The organism is Campylobacter sp. RM19072, from assembly GCF_024723485.1.
Classification (GTDB): Bacteria; Campylobacterota; Campylobacteria; order Campylobacterales; family Campylobacteraceae; genus Campylobacter; species Campylobacter porcelli.
Window position 1 is genome coordinate 60,635 of sequence record NZ_JANQCU010000002.1, and the last position, 17,271, is coordinate 77,905.

General features: G+C 34.8%; 16 protein-coding genes. 9 read left to right on the forward strand and 7 right to left on the reverse strand.

The genetic code is table 11. The features are described 5' to 3' along the window. Nucleotides 1-113: 113 nt before the first annotated feature. Entirely contained in the window at nucleotides 114-1,424 is a 1,311-nt protein-coding gene (dnaA, locus tag CSUIS19072_RS02120) for a chromosomal replication initiator protein DnaA (protein ID WP_086237540.1), read from the reverse strand. A gap of 122 nt (nucleotides 1,425-1,546) precedes the next feature. On the opposite strand from dnaA, the gene ruvC reads away from it, so the two are divergent. Further along, nucleotides 1,547-2,023: a crossover junction endodeoxyribonuclease RuvC gene (gene ruvC, locus CSUIS19072_RS02125; protein ID WP_180381004.1), complete on the forward strand. Its 477-nt coding sequence runs from the start codon at nucleotides 1,547-1,549 to the stop codon at nucleotides 2,021-2,023. A 1-nt stretch (nucleotide 2,024) separates the two neighbouring features. Here the strand turns inward: ruvC and CSUIS19072_RS02130 are convergent, their stop codons facing one another. Beyond that, on the reverse strand, nucleotides 2,025-4,403 hold the full coding sequence (locus tag CSUIS19072_RS02130) for a ribonucleoside-diphosphate reductase subunit alpha (RefSeq protein ID WP_086292919.1): 2,379 nt from the start codon (nucleotides 4,401-4,403) through the stop codon (nucleotides 2,025-2,027). Between the two features lie 20 nt (nucleotides 4,404-4,423). Next, nucleotides 4,424-5,755 carry an adenylosuccinate lyase gene (gene purB / locus CSUIS19072_RS02135; RefSeq protein ID WP_086292917.1) on the reverse strand — a complete coding sequence of 444 codons (1,332 nt, stop codon included), beginning with the start codon at nucleotides 5,753-5,755 and terminating at the stop codon, nucleotides 4,424-4,426. A 78-nt stretch (nucleotides 5,756-5,833) separates the two neighbouring features. Between purB and CSUIS19072_RS02140 the strand changes: the two genes are divergently transcribed. Beyond that, the gene (locus CSUIS19072_RS02140) at nucleotides 5,834-6,790 is read left to right on the forward strand and encodes a pseudouridine synthase family protein (RefSeq protein WP_086237536.1); all 957 of its coding nucleotides are present in this window, start codon (nucleotides 5,834-5,836) and stop codon (nucleotides 6,788-6,790) included. 41 nt (nucleotides 6,791-6,831) lie between these two features. Here CSUIS19072_RS02140 and CSUIS19072_RS02145 read toward each other — a convergent pair whose 3' ends face one another. Further along, a complete protein-coding gene (locus CSUIS19072_RS02145) occupies nucleotides 6,832-8,232 on the reverse strand; it encodes a metal ABC transporter solute-binding protein, Zn/Mn family (RefSeq protein WP_086292915.1) in 1,401 nt (466 codons plus the stop codon). Between the two features lie 132 nt (nucleotides 8,233-8,364). Here CSUIS19072_RS02145 and CSUIS19072_RS02150 point away from each other — a divergent pair, with 132 nt between their 5' ends. After that, on the forward strand, nucleotides 8,365-8,715 hold the full coding sequence (locus CSUIS19072_RS02150; protein WP_086237534.1) for a Fur family transcriptional regulator: 351 nt from the start codon (nucleotides 8,365-8,367) through the stop codon (nucleotides 8,713-8,715). Nucleotides 8,716-8,816: 101 nt separating this feature from the next. Here CSUIS19072_RS02150 and rlmN read toward each other — a convergent pair whose 3' ends face one another. Genes rlmN through hisF form a run of 3 tightly spaced genes read right to left on the reverse strand, consistent with a single transcriptional unit; the run spans nucleotide 8,817 to nucleotide 11,217 of the window. Further along, the gene (gene rlmN, locus CSUIS19072_RS02155) at nucleotides 8,817-9,893 is read right to left on the reverse strand and encodes a 23S rRNA (adenine(2503)-C(2))-methyltransferase RlmN (RefSeq protein WP_086237533.1); all 1,077 of its coding nucleotides are present in this window, start codon (nucleotides 9,891-9,893) and stop codon (nucleotides 8,817-8,819) included. Further along, nucleotides 9,890-10,420 (reverse strand): phosphorylase family protein, encoded by a 531-nt coding sequence (locus CSUIS19072_RS02160; protein WP_086293096.1) that lies wholly within the window; start codon nucleotides 10,418-10,420, stop codon nucleotides 9,890-9,892. Before CSUIS19072_RS02160 ends, rlmN begins: the two co-directional genes overlap by 4 nt. Before the next feature lie 35 nt (nucleotides 10,421-10,455). Beyond that, nucleotides 10,456-11,217, reverse strand: coding sequence for an imidazole glycerol phosphate synthase subunit HisF (gene hisF / locus CSUIS19072_RS02165; protein ID WP_086292913.1), 762 nt, complete (start codon nucleotides 11,215-11,217; stop codon nucleotides 10,456-10,458). Nucleotides 11,218-11,280: 63 nt separating this feature from the next. Between hisF and rsmA the strand changes: the two genes are divergently transcribed. Genes rsmA through CSUIS19072_RS02195 form a run of 6 tightly spaced genes read left to right on the forward strand, consistent with a single transcriptional unit; the run spans nucleotide 11,281 to nucleotide 17,247 of the window. Beyond that, nucleotides 11,281-12,096, forward strand: coding sequence for a 16S rRNA (adenine(1518)-N(6)/adenine(1519)-N(6))-dimethyltransferase RsmA (gene rsmA / locus CSUIS19072_RS02170; protein ID WP_086292911.1), 816 nt, complete (start codon nucleotides 11,281-11,283; stop codon nucleotides 12,094-12,096). Beyond that, a complete protein-coding gene (locus CSUIS19072_RS02175; RefSeq protein ID WP_086292909.1) occupies nucleotides 12,056-14,005 on the forward strand; it encodes a ribonuclease J in 1,950 nt (649 codons plus the stop codon). Before rsmA ends, CSUIS19072_RS02175 begins: the two co-directional genes overlap by 41 nt. Before the next feature lie 56 nt (nucleotides 14,006-14,061). Next, nucleotides 14,062-15,018 carry a KpsF/GutQ family sugar-phosphate isomerase gene (locus CSUIS19072_RS02180; protein WP_086293094.1) on the forward strand — a complete coding sequence of 319 codons (957 nt, stop codon included), beginning with the start codon at nucleotides 14,062-14,064 and terminating at the stop codon, nucleotides 15,016-15,018. Continuing rightward, nucleotides 15,018-15,782 (forward strand): pseudouridine synthase, encoded by a 765-nt coding sequence (locus CSUIS19072_RS02185; protein ID WP_086292907.1) that lies wholly within the window; start codon nucleotides 15,018-15,020, stop codon nucleotides 15,780-15,782. The genes CSUIS19072_RS02180 and CSUIS19072_RS02185 overlap by 1 nt, the downstream gene beginning before the upstream one ends. Beyond that, nucleotides 15,782-16,729: an HTH domain-containing protein gene (locus tag CSUIS19072_RS02190; protein ID WP_086292905.1), complete on the forward strand. Its 948-nt coding sequence runs from the start codon at nucleotides 15,782-15,784 to the stop codon at nucleotides 16,727-16,729. Before CSUIS19072_RS02185 ends, CSUIS19072_RS02190 begins: the two co-directional genes overlap by 1 nt. Before the next feature lie 2 nt (nucleotides 16,730-16,731). Then, nucleotides 16,732-17,247: a pyridoxamine 5'-phosphate oxidase family protein gene (locus CSUIS19072_RS02195; protein ID WP_086292903.1), complete on the forward strand. Its 516-nt coding sequence runs from the start codon at nucleotides 16,732-16,734 to the stop codon at nucleotides 17,245-17,247. The last annotated feature ends 24 nt before the right edge of the window (nucleotides 17,248-17,271 follow it).

Here is a 17,271-nt window from a genome sequence, read left to right on the forward strand (position 1 = left end):
ATTTATTTTTTGTTTTTAGTTAGTTTGTTGATTTTGTGAATAACTACACAAAACGCCGTAAATTTGGTTAAATTTTATTGAATAACTCGCAATATAATTTTCACACATATTCACTATTCCTTTGATAATATTTTATTTTTTAACTCTTCTAATCTAGCTTTAAAATAGCTATCATTTTCTATTAAATTATTAATTTTTTTGATATTATGGCTTACAGCACTATGGTCTTTTAACCCAAAATGTGAAGCTAGTTGTGGCATTGAATTTGGGGTTAAGGTTTTAGCTAAGTATATACAAATTCTACGAGCTTCTACAATGTTTTTTGTGCGATTTTTGCTCTTTATATCACTTGGTTTTATATTCATCTCATAAGATACATATTGTATTATATTTTCTAAGCTTATGGCTTCTTTTTTCTCTTTTATCTGATCTTTTATGACATTTTTGGCAAATTCAAGTGTGATATTTTGACGCATAATATTAGCAAAAGCATTGATATTGATTATAGCGCTTTCTATCTCTCTTATATTATCGCCCATATTTGAAGCGATATATTCTATTATATCATCGCTTAATTCTATTTTGTCAAATTCGCATTTAGTCTTGATAATTCTAATTTTGGTATCTAGCTCTGGTGGAGTAATATCAGCCATAAGTCCCCACTCAAAACGACTTTTTAATCTCTCTTCAAAGCCTTTTAGCATTTTTGGAGGTTTGTCTGAGGTCATAACTATTTGACCATTTTTAGAGTGAATTTCATTAAAAGTATGGAAAAACTCCTCTTGAGTTTTTTCTGATTTATGGAAAAATTGAACATCATCGATAAGTAAAACATCGCAATTACGATATTTTTCTTTAAATTTATTCATAGTTCTATTTTCTACATTTCTTATAAAATCACTTGTAAATTGCTCACTTGTAATGCAAATAACGGTTTTGCCATTTTCTAAGCATTCATTTCCTATAGATTGTAAAAGATGAGTTTTACCAAGACCAGTTGGACCATAGATAAATAGTGGATTATAGGCTTTTCCAGGGTTTGCGGCTACTTGCTTTGAGCTGATAAAAGCAAATTGATTAGAGTCTCCAACGACAAAATTATCAAATGTATAGCTAGGATTTAATAGTGAGCTTTGGCTCTTTATCTCTTTTACATTTACATCTTTTAACTTGATATTTAAGTCTGCTTTTTGCGTTGTGATGATAACTTGAGGTTTTAAACCTGTGTGAATTTCATAGATACTAGCTAATTTATTAGAATATTTTGTCTGGATAAATCTAGCTATAAGTTCATTTGGAGCGATGAAGACTACCCTTTGAGAATTTGAGCTTTTTTCATTAAATTTAATCTGTGAAATGTAGTTATCCATCTCACTTTTTGATATTTCTTGGCTTAAAATTTCAATCGCTTCTACACCTAGCAATCTTTTCCCTTTAAATTTATTGGCTAATATTTTACTAAAAATTTAATTAAAAATGACTTATTATGGTATTATTGTGATTTTGAATTTAGATTATATGTGAATAATGTGAATAACTCAAAAGGATATATGTGAAAATCTTAGGAATAGACCCTGGAACTCGCAATTGCGGCTATGCGATAATTGAGAAAATTGGCAATAAAAAGATATTAATTGAAGCTGGACTTATAAAAATAGAGCAAGATAGCTTACAATACCAAATAACCCAGCTTTGCGAAGGGCTAGATCTTATATTTAAAACGCATAAGATTGATGCGGTGGCGATTGAGGATATATTTTATGCTCATAATCCAAAAACCGTCTTAAAACTCGCTCAGTTTCGAGGTGCCCTTAGTCTTAAAATACTTCAAATTCATGGTGAATTTAGCGAATATACTCCACTTCAAATTAAAAAAGCAGTAACTGGCAAAGCCAAAGCAGCAAAAGAGCAAGTAGCCTTTATGGTAAAGAAGATGCTAGGGATCAATAAAGAGATAAAGCCACTTGATATAACTGATGCTATAGCAATAGCTTTAACTCATAGTTTTAATGTAAAATCTTAATCTACTGACAACCTTCACACTCTATACTTCGGTCAATTGGCTTATTATCAAGATGGCTTGAGTCTGGGCTTTCACTTCTTAGATAGTATGTGGATTTTACCCCTAATTTCCACGCTAGAGTGTAAATTTCACTTAGATATTTTCCACTAGCTTTATCTAGGCTCATAAATATATTTAGGCTTTGACCTTGATCTATCCACTTTTGGCGGATCGCACCAGCTTTAACAAGTAGCCTTTGGTCTAGCTCATATGCTGGAGTGTAGTATTGCCAAGTTTCAGGGCTTAAATTTGGCACAACGCAAGGGGTCATACCGCTTAAGTTTTGCTCAAACCATTTTCGTTTATACACAGGCTCGATGGTTTGGGTCGTTCCTACTAATATACTTATGCTTGAAGTTGGTGCTATAGCCATTAAATAGCCATTTCTTATTCCATCTTTTTTGACCTTCTCTCTTAATTTTTCCCAGTCGCAATTTCCCTCATCAAATAGACTTCCGCCACGATTGACAAGGGCTTTTGCGTTTGGATTTGCTAGGTCTATTGGGAATATTCCTTTGCTCCAGTTTGAGCCTATAAAATCTGGATAAATACCCTTTTCTACTGCTAAATTTGATGAAGCGTAAATGGCGTTGTAGCTGATATTTTCCATTATTTCATCTATTTTTTCAAGGTGTTCGTAGCTACCCCATTTTATCTGCTTTGTAGCTAGCATTTCAGCCTCGCCCATAACCCCAAGCCCGATTGAGCGACTGGCTAAATTTGTATGTTTAACCTTAGCGTGTGGATAGAAATTTAGATCTATTACATTATCAAGTATTCTAATGGCTATTGGAGTTACTCTTGCTATATCTTCTGGCGTGTTGATTTTGCTTAAATTTATACTAGCTAGATTACAAACGGCTGTTTTACCATCTTTTAATCCTTTTTCTACTATAAATATATCTTTATTATTTAATCTATCTAACGCAGTAATCTTTTTAGCCTTTTTAGTATATCCACCATCAACTGTTATATCTATATTTTCATCAAATAGATCGTAGCTTCCATCTGTGTATGTGACCTTGGTTTGGTAGTAGTTTGGCTCGGTATTTTGAAAAATTTCAGTGCATAAATTTGAGCTTCTAATTATGCCTTTATGGGAGTTTGGATTAACTCTATTTGCACTATCTTTAAAGCATAAAAATGGCATTCCACTCTCAAAATAGCTTGTGAGAATCTTCTTCCATAGCTCTTTGGCTTGGACTACACTTTTAGCTATATCTTGATTATTTTCATACTCTAGATATTTTTTTTGAAATTCATCTCCATATAAATCGCAAAGATCAGGAGTATCTGCTGGGTCAAATAGCGTCCATCTCTCGTTATTTTCTACCCTTTGCATAAAAAGATCATTTATCCACAAAGCTGGAAATAACTCATGAGCTCTGCGACGCTCTTCGCCAGAGTTTTTACGAAGGTCTAAAAAGTCGCTTACATCCATATGCCAAGGCTCGATATAAACCGCTATCGCGCCCTTTCTAGTCCCTAGCTGATCGACTGCGACTGCGATATCATTTGTAACTTTTAAAAATGGTATTATCCCACCAGCAGCGTTTTTATGCCCATCTATGCTTCCACCCATCGCACGCACCTTACACCAGTCCCAGCCGATACCACCACCAAATTTAGAAAGCAACGCCATCTCTTTATAACTATCAAAAATCCCCTCTATATTATCAGGAGTGCTTCCGACATAGCAACTTGAGAGCTGATGTCTTGTGGTTCTAGCGTTGCTTAGAGTTGGAGTTGCTAGCATTACTTCAAATTTGCTGATTATATCATAGAATTTTTTCGCCCAGCTTTGAGAGTCAAGCTCATTTTGAGCTAAAAACATAGCAATAGCCATAAACATCTGCTGAGGTAGCTCGATTGGTTTACCATTTTTATCTTTTATAAGATACCTATCATAAAGGGTTTTTATCCCAAGATATGTAAATTGCATATCTCGCTCTGGTTTTATATATGCGTTTAGATCTTCAAGATCATATTTTTCCTTTAAACCTAGTAGGATTCTTCCTTCTTTTTCAGCTCTATCTAGATAGTCTTGAAGAGTGTTATATCCGCTAAATCCAGTAGCTTTGTGATATAAATCATACAAAAATAGCCTAGCTGCGACAAATGTCCAGTTTGGGCGGTCAATGTCGATCTTATCAACTGCAGTTTTTATAAGAGTTTGCTGGATCTCTTCAGTTGTGATATTATCACGAAACTGAATTTTCGCATCAACTTCAAGCTCACTTAAGCTTACATTATCTAATCCATCTACAGCTTCGCTTGTGTATTTTTTGATCTTAGATATATCTAGCTCTTCGGTTCTACCATTTCTTTTTATAACTTTCATATTATCGTTAATACCTTTTTTTAAATTTTAAATACTCTTTGAAATATTCTATCTACATTTTTTGTATAGTAATCATAGTCAAAACACGCTTTTATCGCATTTTCATCTAATTTCTCTTTTAGCTCATTATCGTTTAATAAATTTTGTAAAAATAGACTCTCGCCATTTTCATTAAGAGCTTTTTTACCCTCTTGTAAATCAGCCCAAACTTTCATAGCATTTCTTTGGACGATTTTGTATGCGTCTTCTCTGCTTACGCCTTGTTTTGGTAGCTCTAAAAGGACTCTTTGAGAAAAGACCAATCCGCCTGTGAGATTTAAATTTTTCATCATATTTTCTGGATATATAACCAAATTTGCTAAAATTCCATTTAATCTATTTAGCATAAAATCACTCGTGATAAAGGCATCAGGCAAGATAAATCTCTCTACACTTGAGTGGCTTATATCTCGCTCATGCCAAAGGGCCACATTTTCCATAGCTGGGATAGCGTAGCTGCGGATCATCCTACAAAGCCCGGTTACATTCTCGCTTAAGACTGGATTTCTTTTATGTGGCATAGCACTTGAGCCCTTTTGTCCTGGGCTAAAATACTCCTCAGCCTCATAAACTTCGGTTCTTTGGTAGTGCCTTATGGCTACTGCTATCTTCTCACAACTACTAGCTAGTATGGCTAGAGCCGATATCACTTGAGCGTAGCGATCTCTTTGGATTACTTGATTACTTGCTGGGGCTGGATTTAGACCTAAATTTTGACATACTAACTCTTCTAGCTCAAGTGGAGCGTGGGCGAAATTTCCCATCGCACCGCTTATCATACCGGTGCTAATAACGCTTTTTGAGTGCTCTAAAAGCTCATAAGATCTTTTGATCTCATCATACCATATAGCAAGGACTAAGCCAAATGTTATTGGTTCGCCATGAATTCCATGACTTCTGCCGACCATTAGGGTATTTTTATGCTCGTAGGCTCTATTTTTGATAGTTTCCATTAAGGTTTTTACATCATTTAAGATTAGCTCCATACTATCTTTTATCTGAAGTGCTACGGCTGTATCGATACAATCGCTACTTGTCATACCAAAGTGAACAAATCGGCTCTCATCACCAAGGCTTTGGCTCACGCTAGTTAAAAAGGCAATTACATCGTGTTTTGTGGTCTTTTCTATCTCATCTATACGAGCTATATCAAATTTAGCATTTTTGCAGATTTTTTGGCACTCATCATCTGGTATGAAGCCTAGCTTATTCCACGCTTTTACAGCAGCGAGTTCTACTTTTAGCCAAGCATCATATTTGGCTTGCATACTCCACTTATCACTCATAATTTTTCTAGCATATCTTTGTACCATATTTAGAACCTTTTATTTGCTGATTTTTATATTAAATTCGATATTATATAAAAAATCTTATAAAATTTAGGTTAATAAATGGCTTATGTAAAGATGAAAATCGGTGAATTTTATGGTAAAAAAGCGTATCAAATTCTATTAAGCCAAGGCTATAGTATGAAAGAGGCTCAAAAGCTATGCGATAGCGGTAGAATCATAGATAACAATGATTTGGTTTTGAAAAAAAATAGTGTAGCAAATGGGGATATATTTTTAATAGATTATGCGTGTGAGCCAAAAGGATTAAAGCCTATTTTTGAGTGTGATGAATTTGGTGTATTTGATAAACCAAGCGGGGTTTTAACCCATCCAAATGGCAGAAATTGTAAGTATAGTTTGTGTGATGAGATTTGGACTTTATGGGGCAAAAATGCTAGCGTGGCTCATAGATTAGATAGGGAGACAAGCGGAGTTATTGTAGTTGGTAAGAGCGTAGAAGTAGTAAGAGAGCTTAAGAGAATGTTTGAAAATAGAGAGATTTTTAAAAGCTATTTAGCTATTGTCAGTGGCATAATATCAACTAGCGAATTTAATAGATTTACTCCAGAAGATTATATGGATTTTATGGGTAAATTTGACTTGATGGATAGCCAAGATTGGTTTGTTATAGATAGGGCAATGGATATTACAGATGATTATGATGATATTAAGATTAGAATGCGAATTTGCGATGAGGGTAAGCGTGCTGTGACGCTATTTCGTGTAGTTAAATTTGATAGTAAGACAGATACAACCTTAGTCGAGTGCGCCCCATTAACTGGGCGTCAGCACCAGATTAGACTTCATATGTTTTATGTGAAACATAGAATTTTAGGCGATCCTATTTATGGGCTTGAGCGATGTGATATAGAGAGAATTTTAGATGGTAAAATGAGCCTAAATGAGCGTATAAATTTAACTGGAGCAAGTAGGCTTATGCTCCACTCAAATAGGGTGAAATTTAGATTTCAAGGAGCTAAGTATGATATTAGCTCCAAGATGAAATTTGAATTATAGTAGTTTAGATAAATTTAATATAGTTTATAACAAAATTAATCTTATAAACTTCTTTTAAAAGCATCTGCTGTATTTTTCATATTTTTTATCCAATCTTTAGCCAATGGATCTATCTCTACGACATTTGCTCCTACTTCATCGGCAATGAGTTTGGCCGCTTTTTTTGAAAATTGTGGCGCTACAAATATAACTTTAGCATTTTCTTCTTTGGCCTCTTTAATCAAATTTGCTAGTTGAGTTGGTTTAGGCTCTTTGCCTTCAGTCTCTATGGCTATTTGATTAAGATTGTATCTCTTAGCAAAATACGCCCAAGATGGGTGATAAACTATGAAATTTCTATTTTTTATACCATTTAGCTGCTCTTTTATATAGCTATCTAGCATATCAAGCTCATTATAAAATTTAGCTAAATTTTCCTCATATAAAGCTCTATTTTTTGGATAGTGGGATATTAGAGCATCGGCTATATTTTTTGCTTGGATTTTAACAAGTATAGGATCAAGCCATATGTGAGAATCAAAATTGCTATCTATATGCTCTAGCATATCTTCTACTATATCTGCTTTTGTCATACTAGTTTTATAAAAAGTAGGCCAATTTTCTAGCTCTAAACTCAATTTTTTAAAGCTATCATCTCCCATATAGATATGGAAGTGAGACACTTTAGTAGGAGTGATTTCGTGATCGCTAAATTGAATAAATTTAGGAGCTTTACTATTTGGATCTACATTTTCAAATTGGTATCTAACGCCCCTTTTACCGCTTTTGTATGTTAGTATATCATAGCCTTTATAGATATATTTTCCTTCATTTACCCCATTTTTAGTATGAAAACTGATATTTTCATTGTTTATAACTATGCGGTTTATATCGCTTTTATAGCCTTTTTTATAATACTCTTTATACTCTTTGAAATTTTTATTACTATTTGGAGCGCTTGCTTTGGCCTCTAATACAATATCAAAGCTACCATCTAATAAATATGGATATATGCTATTATACTCTCCATTCCAATCACTAATATCCCTATCTTTTATATCTTTATCATCAAAAATTCCATCATAGCTCTTTTTATGCTCTTTGTGATTATCATGCTGATGATCGTGATGATCGTGATCTACGCTAGATAGCATTGGGACATCTTTTTGAGTTTTTACAATATCCAAATTTGGATAGTTTTTTGCAAATTTTGGTAGCCAACTATTTTCATATTCCATACCAACAGCAAAGAAAATATCGCTTTTTTCTAAATTTTTCATCTGCTCTGGGCGTGGCTCGTATATGTGCGGATCAGAGCCTGGATTTACCATATGATTGATATTTACGCTATCGCCTGCTATTTGCTCAACGAAATATTTTGTAGGCAATATGCTAGTAGTAACAACAGGCTTTGAATACAAAAATGTCGCACCTATACATAAAGTGGAGATTAGTTTTTTCATTTATATTCCTTTTTTGAATTTAAAATGCGGAAATTATATCATATGCAACTTAGTTGCATCTTAAAATTAAAATTTAGCTTTGCTTATTTTAATTCTTTTTATGATATTATTTTGGATAAGAAAGGGGAATTAATGTTAGCTTCTACTTTTTTACAAAATCATGATATAGCCGTAACTCCGCTTAGAGTGGAGCTAGTAGAGATGTTACAACAGTCAAATAGACCTATAAGCTATGATGAATTTCTATCTAAAATCAAAGCAAATAAAACGACAATTTATAGAAATTTAGATATTCTTTTAAGCAAAAATTTGGTTATCAAAAATGAGATAGAGCATAAGAGTTTTTATGAGCTATCAGACCATGCCAAGGCATATTTCGTATGTGAGACATGCCATAAAATGGAGGAGATAGAGATACCAAATTTGCCCGGTAAGAGCGTTAAAAGTGCCGTTATCAAAGGCATTTGCGAAAAATGCAGCTAAGAAATCAAGGCAATATAGTCTATTTATCAGATTTTATCACATATATCATTCCAATTAGTCCGATGGCTACAACTATAGTTATAAAGACTAATTGTGCTATATCAAGCAGTGGCACTACTCTCTCCTTTGCTTCTTTCTTTTAGTTGTCCGCACGCAGCACTTATATCAAGTCCCTTGCTTTGGCGAATGGTGCATGTAACGCCACGAGATTGTAGATAATCTCTAAATTTCTCTACATTTTCAATACTTGGTCTTTGATATGGGCTACCTTCGTGCGGATTAAATAGTATTAAATTCACCTTTGCCTTAATCCCATGAAGTAGCTTGACAAGAGCCTTAGCGTCGCTTAGAGTGTCATTGACCTTATCCATTATGAGATATTCAAACATTACTCTTTTTCTCATATCAATTGGAAATTCACGCACAGCGTCCATAACGCTGGCGATATTGTAGGCTTTATTAACTGGCATTAACTTCTCTCTTAATTCATCTGTAACAGCGTGTAAAGATATAGCCAAAAGCACACCCAAATCCATCTCTCCAAGCTTTTTAATCTGACTAGCTAGCCCACTTGTGCTAATGGTCTGACGCCTAGCTCCTATGGATAAGCCATCATTATCTTTTAGAATATTTATGGCTTTTGCTACATTATTTAGATTATCAAGTGGTTCGCCCATACCCATATATACGATATTTACTCTGCGTTCGTAAGGTATGTTATTCTCCCTTTTTATCCATAGAATTTGCCCTACTATCTCTCCTGGAGTTAGATTACGGATAAAGCCACCTTTTGCCGTTAGACAAAAGCTACACCCCATCTTACACCCTACTTGTGAGCTAACGCAGATTGTGTATCTAGCGTGTCTTTGAGTCTTGCCATTTTGATCTATTAGCTCCTCTTTCATCGGTAGTAGCACACTTTCTATAGTCTTGCCATCACGAAGTCTAAATAGATATTTGATACTCCCATCTAGGCTAATTTCATTTTTAATCATCTCAAGCGGTTCAAGATAAAATTCGCCCTTTAAACGCTCTTTAATATCCTTTGGTAGATTACTCATCTCATCAAATGTTTTTGCGTTTTTCTTATAGATCCACTCATAAATTTGCTTTGTTCTAAATTTAGGCTGGATAAACTCTGCTAATTCATCTTGAGTATAATCAAGCAAATTTTTCATATAATTCCTTCTGATTTTAGATATTTTGTGATATTAACTTTAGCTTTTGGATAGTTTTTGATAAAGTCATTGTGGGCATTTTCATCACAGTAGTTTGTCGCACATAAGATTAGCTCAAAATCAATATTAAATTTCATCGCCACACACCAAATAGCATAAGCCTCCATATTCTCAGCCATAAATCCTAAATTCTTAAATTTAATAGAAATATCTTTTGAGTTTGTTATGAAATTTGATGAGTTTATAATGTTTGTTTCTTGTGAAACTTTTGCTATTTTCATATCAATTGGAGTGTATCCAAGACCCATTATACCAGCTATTTCATAGTTACAAGCTTGAGTGCTTTTATAAATTTCAAGCAGTTTTTCATCTCCATATAATCCGCAACTTCCTATAAATATAATTTTCTTAGGAAGTCTATTTGAATTTAGCAAAATTTTGGTTAAATTTATCGCTGGTTCTACCATGCCAATCCCAATTGATTTAGCAAATTCAAAGCTCTCCATCGCTCCAGCACAAACTATCAAAATATCGCTATTTAAGCTAGAATTTATAGCCATATTTAAATTCTAACCCCAATTTGATTTGCTTTTAAAAACTCTTTTAATTTTAAAATTTCAATCTCTTTATAGTGAAATATACTAGCTGCTAAAGCTGCGTCAGCACCAGCTTGAAAAGCTTTTAAGATATGCTCCATAGTTCCAGCTCCACCACTTGCGATAACTGGTATTTGGACTAAATTTGATATAGCTGATGTTATAGCTAGGTCATATCCAGCCTTTGTCCCATCGGCGTCCATCGATGTTAGAAGTATCTCTCCAGCGCCTAGATCATAAACTTTTTTCGCCCACTCTATCGCATCTAGCTCGGTATCCTTTCTACCACCATGGACAAATACATTGTAGCTACCATTACTATTTTTTTTGACATCGATTGCGACTACAACGCATTGAGAGCCAAATTTTTTCGCAGCTTCATATATTAAATTTGGATTATCTACAGCTGATGAGTTTAGGCTAACTTTATCGCAACCTACATTTAAAAGTTTGGATATATCATCTATTTTACGAATTCCACCACCCACAGTAAGCGGGATAAATAGCTGTTTTGCGACCTCTTTTACCACATGAACGATAGTATCTCTACCATCACTACTAGCAGTAATATCCAAAAAGCATAACTCATCAGCACCTTCATCATTGTATCTTTTGGCTACTTCGATTGGATCTCCAGCGTCTTTTAATCCTACGAAATTAACCCCTTTTACAACTCTTCCATTATTGACATCTAAGCAAGGTATAATTCTTTTTGCGAAATTTCTCATTTTTGCGACTTTTTATTTTTATTTTACTATAAATTCAGTCAAATTTAGCTAAAATGGCCAACTATGATACAAGCAAAAAAGAAATTTGGTCAAAATTTTTTAATTGATGATGGTATAAAAGCTAAAATCATCAAAGCGATTCCCAATAATTTAGATAGGATTGTAGAGATTGGGCCTGGCTTAGGTGATTTAACACAAAAGCTTGTAGAATTTAGTGGGAAAATCGAGTGTTTTGAGATTGACAGCGAGCTTTATGAGATTTTGCTAGATAAATTTGCTAGTGAGATTTCAGAGCAAAAGCTAAAAATAATCAATGCCGACGCTCTTAAATCATGGGATGAGATAGCTAGGCAAGACTATTTTTTGGTTGCGAATTTGCCATATTATGTAGCGACAAATATAATTTTAAAGGCGCTTAGTGATAGCAGATGCAAGGGGCTTGTTGTTATGATTCAAAAAGAGGTAGCCTTGAAATTTAGTGCTAAGGCAGGTGATAGCGAGTTTAGCGCATTATCAATCCTAGCTCAAATAAAAGGCGATGTGGAGTTGCTTTTTGATGTGCCTGCAACTGCGTTTAATCCGCAGCCTAAGGTAGTCTCTGCGGTTATAAGAATTATCAAAGATAGGGATTTGATAGGCGGATTTGAAGCTTTAGAATTTGAAAGGTTTTTAAAATCTGCTTTCTTAGCTCCGCGTAAAACTCTATTAAAGAATTTATCCACCTTTAGCTCAAAAAGTTTTATACAAGACTTTTTAGCTAGGGAGAATTTGCCACTTAGTATTCGTCCGCATGAGCTTTGTGTCGCCTTGTATTTAAAACTATTTAAAGAGGCCAAAAATGAACGAAGAGAATACCCAAACTCTAGGCGAGAAGCCTAGTAAAAAAAGAAGATACCGCAATCATAAAGATAACTTAAAAAAAGAAGCTAATCAAGCTATCGTAAATTCAGATCTGCCAACCACAGAGGCAAAAGATCAAGCCAAAAAAGCTAAAAAACGCCGTAAAAATAGCAATCCTACAGTCAAAATCAGCGGCAATGAAGAGTGGCAAAAGGATATGAAAGCCGCTATCGAGGCAAATAAGGCTAGCCATGAGTTGCGTCTTGAGCCTTTGAAATATCTAAATTCGGCCGAGCATAAAATTACCATAACTCCACTTGGAGGGCTTGGTGAAATCGGTGGAAATATGACGATATTTGAGACAAATAACGATGCGATAATCATCGATATTGGTATGAGCTTTCCGACTGAGAGTATGCATGGTGTGGATATTTTGGTGCCAGATTTTGATTATGTTAGAAAGATTAAAAATAAGATTAGAGGCATTATCATTACTCACGCACACGAAGATCACATTGGAGCGGTGCCATATTTTTTCAAGGAATTTCAATTCCCAATTTACGCTACACCACTTCCTTTGGGAATGATAAGTAATAAATTTGAAGAGCACGGGCTAAAATCTTTTAGAAGCTATTTTCGCCCGATTGAAAAACGCAAGGTCTATGAGCTTGGAGAATTTGAGTTTGAGCTCATTCATATTACGCACTCTATAATCGACGCAAGTGCGTTAGCCATCACTACAAAGGCTGGGACAATAATCCACACAGGAGATTTTAAGATCGATCACACACCAATTGATGGATACCCAACAGATTTAAATCGTTTGGCATATTATGGAGAGCGTGGTGTTTTATGCTTATTAAGTGATTCTACAAATAGCTATAAAGATGGAATTACAAAGAGTGAAAGTAGCGTGGGTAAGACCTTTGATTCTATCTTTGCCACAGCTAAGGGTAGGGTGATAATGAGCACATTTAGCTCAAATATTCATAGGGTTTATCAAGCCATTGAGCGTGGTATCAAGCATGGAAGGAAGGTTTGTGTCATAGGTAGAAGTATGGAGAGAAATCTATGGACGGCTATCGAGCTTGGATATGTGAATTTAGATCGCAAGATTTTTATCGATGCAAATGAAGTTGTCAAATATCCAGATAATGAGGTTTTAATAGTCACAACAGGCAGTCAAGGCGAGACAATGAGTGCTCTATATAGGATGGCGACTGATGAGCATAAATATATCAAAATCAAGCCAAGTGATCAAGTAATCATCAGCTCCAAAGCTATCCCTGGCAATGAAAGTAGCGTATCAACGATTTTGAATTTCTTATTAAAAAGCGGAGCAAATGTAGCTCATCAAGACTTTAGCGAAATTCATGTAAGCGGCCACGCAGCCCAAGAGGAGCAAAAGCTCATGCTAAGGCTTATAAAGCCTAAATTTTTCCTTCCAGTCCATGGCGAGTATAACCACATACTCAAGCACAAAGAGACTGCTATGAGCTGCGGGATCGATGAGAGAAATATCTATTTAATGAGCGATGGAGATCAAGTTGAGGTTTGCCAACGACACATAAAACGGGTAAAAACGGTCAAAACCGGCAAAGTCTTCATCGATAATCAGATAAATAAACAGATCGCCGATGATGTCGTAATCGATCGCCAAAAGTTAGCTGAAGCTGGGGTTGTAACTATAATTTCTCAAATTGATAAGAGTGCTAAAACCTTGATTCATAATAGGGTTATTAGCTATGGTTTAGTAAGCGAAAGACACACAAGAAGCCTAAGCAAGGAGCTTGAAGAGATATTGTTGCAATTTTTAACTAATGTTAAAAATGATATGCTAAATGACCAAAGAGCTTTAGAAAATCAAATTCGCCAAGTTATCAGAAAACATATATTTAGAAAGCTTAAGAAATATCCGACAATTGTGCCTGTTGTGTATTTAATGTGAGATTAGCCCCTATTTTGGAGTGAAATTATGATTTTAGCAATAGAATTTGGAGTTTGATTATGGAAATTATAGATATAGCAAGGGAAGTTTTAAATTTAGAAGCCAAAGAGCTAGAGCGTCAAGCGAATTTGATCGGTGGTGAGTTTGAGAAGGCGGTAAATTTGATATATAACTGCACTGGCAAACTCATCGTAACTGGCGTGGGTAAAAGCGGCCATATAGGCGCTAAAATCGCCGCAACCCTAGCAAGTACTGGAACGCCTAGCTTTTTTATCCATCCGACTGAGGCTATGCATGGCGACCTTGGTATGATAAGCACAAGCGATGTGGTTTTGGCTATTAGTTATAGTGGCGAAAGTAGCGAACTTCTTGCTATACTTCCGCATATTAAAAGGCGTAATATCACTATAATTGGCATATCAAAAAGCGATTCAAGTTTAGCGAATTTAAGTAGCGTAAATTTAAATATTAATATTCTTCGTGAGGCTTGTCCTTTGGGTGCGGCACCGACTGTTTCTACTACGCTGACTCTAGCTTTGGGCGATGCGTTGGCGGTTTGCTTGATGAGATTAAGGGGTTTTAAAAAAGAGGATTTTGCTATGTTTCATCCTGGTGGGAGCCTTGGCAAGAGACTTTATCTAAAAGTTAGCGATACAATGAGAAAAGAGAATTTACCTATCGTTAGTGATGAGGTTAGCCTTAAATTTGCTATAGACTCTATGACTCATGGCAAGCTTGGAAGCGTGTTGTTAACGAATTCGCAAGGGGAGTTAGTGGCGATTTTAAGCGATGGAGATTTAAGGCGTGCTTTAAGTAGCGATGAATTTGATATTAATGATAAGGCTATTAAATTTGCTACTAAAAATCCAAAAGTATTAGAAGATGAAAACACTCTAGCCTACGACGCTTTAAAACTCATCGAAGAGTATAAAATCCAAATTCTAATCATCACAAAAGATAAAAAGCCAATCGGAGCATTGCATATCCATGATCTAACTAGTTTGGGGTTGTAATGCGTATCAATAAATTTATTTCACACAACACAAACTACTCAAGGCGTGAGGCTGATGAGCTTATCAAGGCTAATAAGGTTAGTATAAATGGCGCAGTTGTAAGCGACTTATCAACAGATGTCAAAGATAGCGATAAAGTAAAAATAGGCTCAAGGCTAGTTAAACTCAAAAAAGAATTTAGTGTCATAGTGTATAACAAGCAAAAGGGTGAGCTAGTCACTAAAAGAGATGATAGGGGCAGAAGGACTATCTATGATAGTTTGCCAAGGGGATTTTCTAAATTTATTAGCATCGGACGGCTAGATTTTGCTAGTGAGGGGCTTTTGCTCCTTACTGACGCTCCTGCGATTGCCAAGGCTCTTATGGATAGTGATATAGAGCGTGAATACTATTTAAAAATCAAAGGCGAAATTACAGAGCAAGTCATAAATGCTATGTGTGAAGGCTTTTTCGCTAAAGATGCCACAAAGGGAGCTCACGCTAAAACAAAGCAAATTTCAATGGAGTTTAAACCCTTTTTAGCGTATAAAATCATCAGTTTTAGCGGTGGATATACAAGGTTAAAGGTTATCATAAGCGAAGGGCAAAATAGAGAGTTAAGGCGGTTTTTTGGCTATTTTGATTTAGAGGTTATGGATTTAAAGAGAGTTAGCTTTGGTAGGGTTAGCCTAGATCAATTAGGCGAGGGCAAATGGCGGTATTTTACGAATTCTGAATATGATGATTTAAGAGACTTTTTGAAGCAAAATGGGGTTAGGTATTGATGGCAAAAACTATTATAGAGGTAGCAAAGGAGATATTAGAGCGCAAAAAAGAGGCGTTAAACCCAAATAAAATGTATCATATAGCCAATGAAATGGGGCTTACTAAAGAGCTAAATTTAAATGGCAAAACGCCGTGGGCTAGTTTTGGGGCTGGAATTTATATGGATATAAAAGAAAATTCAGATAGCATTTTTGAAGTAGTGGCTACTAAACCTATGCTCATAAAGCTAAAAAATCAAGTTATAAATTTAGAAGCTCAAATGGAGAAAAATAGTGAGATAAAAGAGTCAAAAACATTTTATAATGAAAGGGATTTACATCAGCTTTTGACTAGGTTTGCTTTTGTCAATGATAATTTTAAAGCCTATACAAAAACGATTTATCACGAAAGTAGCAAAAAATCCCAAAAAGGCGTTGATAAATGGCTATATCCAGATATGGTTGGCGTGAGTTTTGAGTATAGAAATTACCAAAAAGAGTTAAATAAATTTATAGGTAAATTTAATTTTCTCCCAATTAAAATTTACGCTTTTGAGATAAAAAAGCATTTAAGTGTTGGTAATTTTAGAGAGTATTATTTTCAAGCTGTGAGTAATTCAAGCTGGGCAAATGAGGGCTATCTCGTTGCGCTTGATATCGATGAGAGCGATGAAGAGCTTATGGATTTAATCAAGCGTCTTAGTTTTTCATTTGGTATAGGAGTTATCAGTCTAAACTCACAAAATGTCGATGAGAGTGTGATTTTAGCTAGGGCTAAATTCAAAGAAGGTTTAGATTATTCTGTGATGAATGAGTTAAGTGTTAAAAACGCTGATTTTAAAAAATTCCTTGAGAGCGTAGAAGAGTTTAATATAGAAAAAGAGTATAGAAGTAAAAGCGAATTTGATGAGATTTTAAATGCTGAGAGATTAGAGATCTATCTAAAAGAGAAGAAAATCAAAGGATAATTATGCGTCGAAGTGATCGTGAATTAGATCAAGAGATTGCCTTGAAGATTATCTATGAGTGTCTGTATGCGACTCTTAGCTGTGTAGATGAAAATAATGAGATATTTAGTATCCCTATTTCTATAGCTAGAGATGGTATGATTATTTATATCCACGGAGCAAAAACTGGCTCAAAAGCTAGATTGTATAAAGATGGTAAAATCGTAGAGCTAGTCGCTGTTAGTCAAAATAGAGTTCCCACGCCTAGTTATGAGTTTTGTGAGAGTATCAAAGATAGTACTAGTGAGCTTGGGAGTAGGGTTTTTACTACTGAATATCAAAGTGCCATAGCCAAAACTAAGGCTTATGAAGTTACTAATGAGAGTCAAAAGATAAAAGCTTTGGAGCTATTATGTAAAAAATATACGCTAAATTATATGGACTATTTTGATACTGCGGCAATTGGCTTGCTAAGTAAAATCAATATTTATGAATTAAAAATAGAGCATTTAAGTGCTAAAGCAAAGATTATCAAATAAATGATATTTTAAAGCAAAATATAA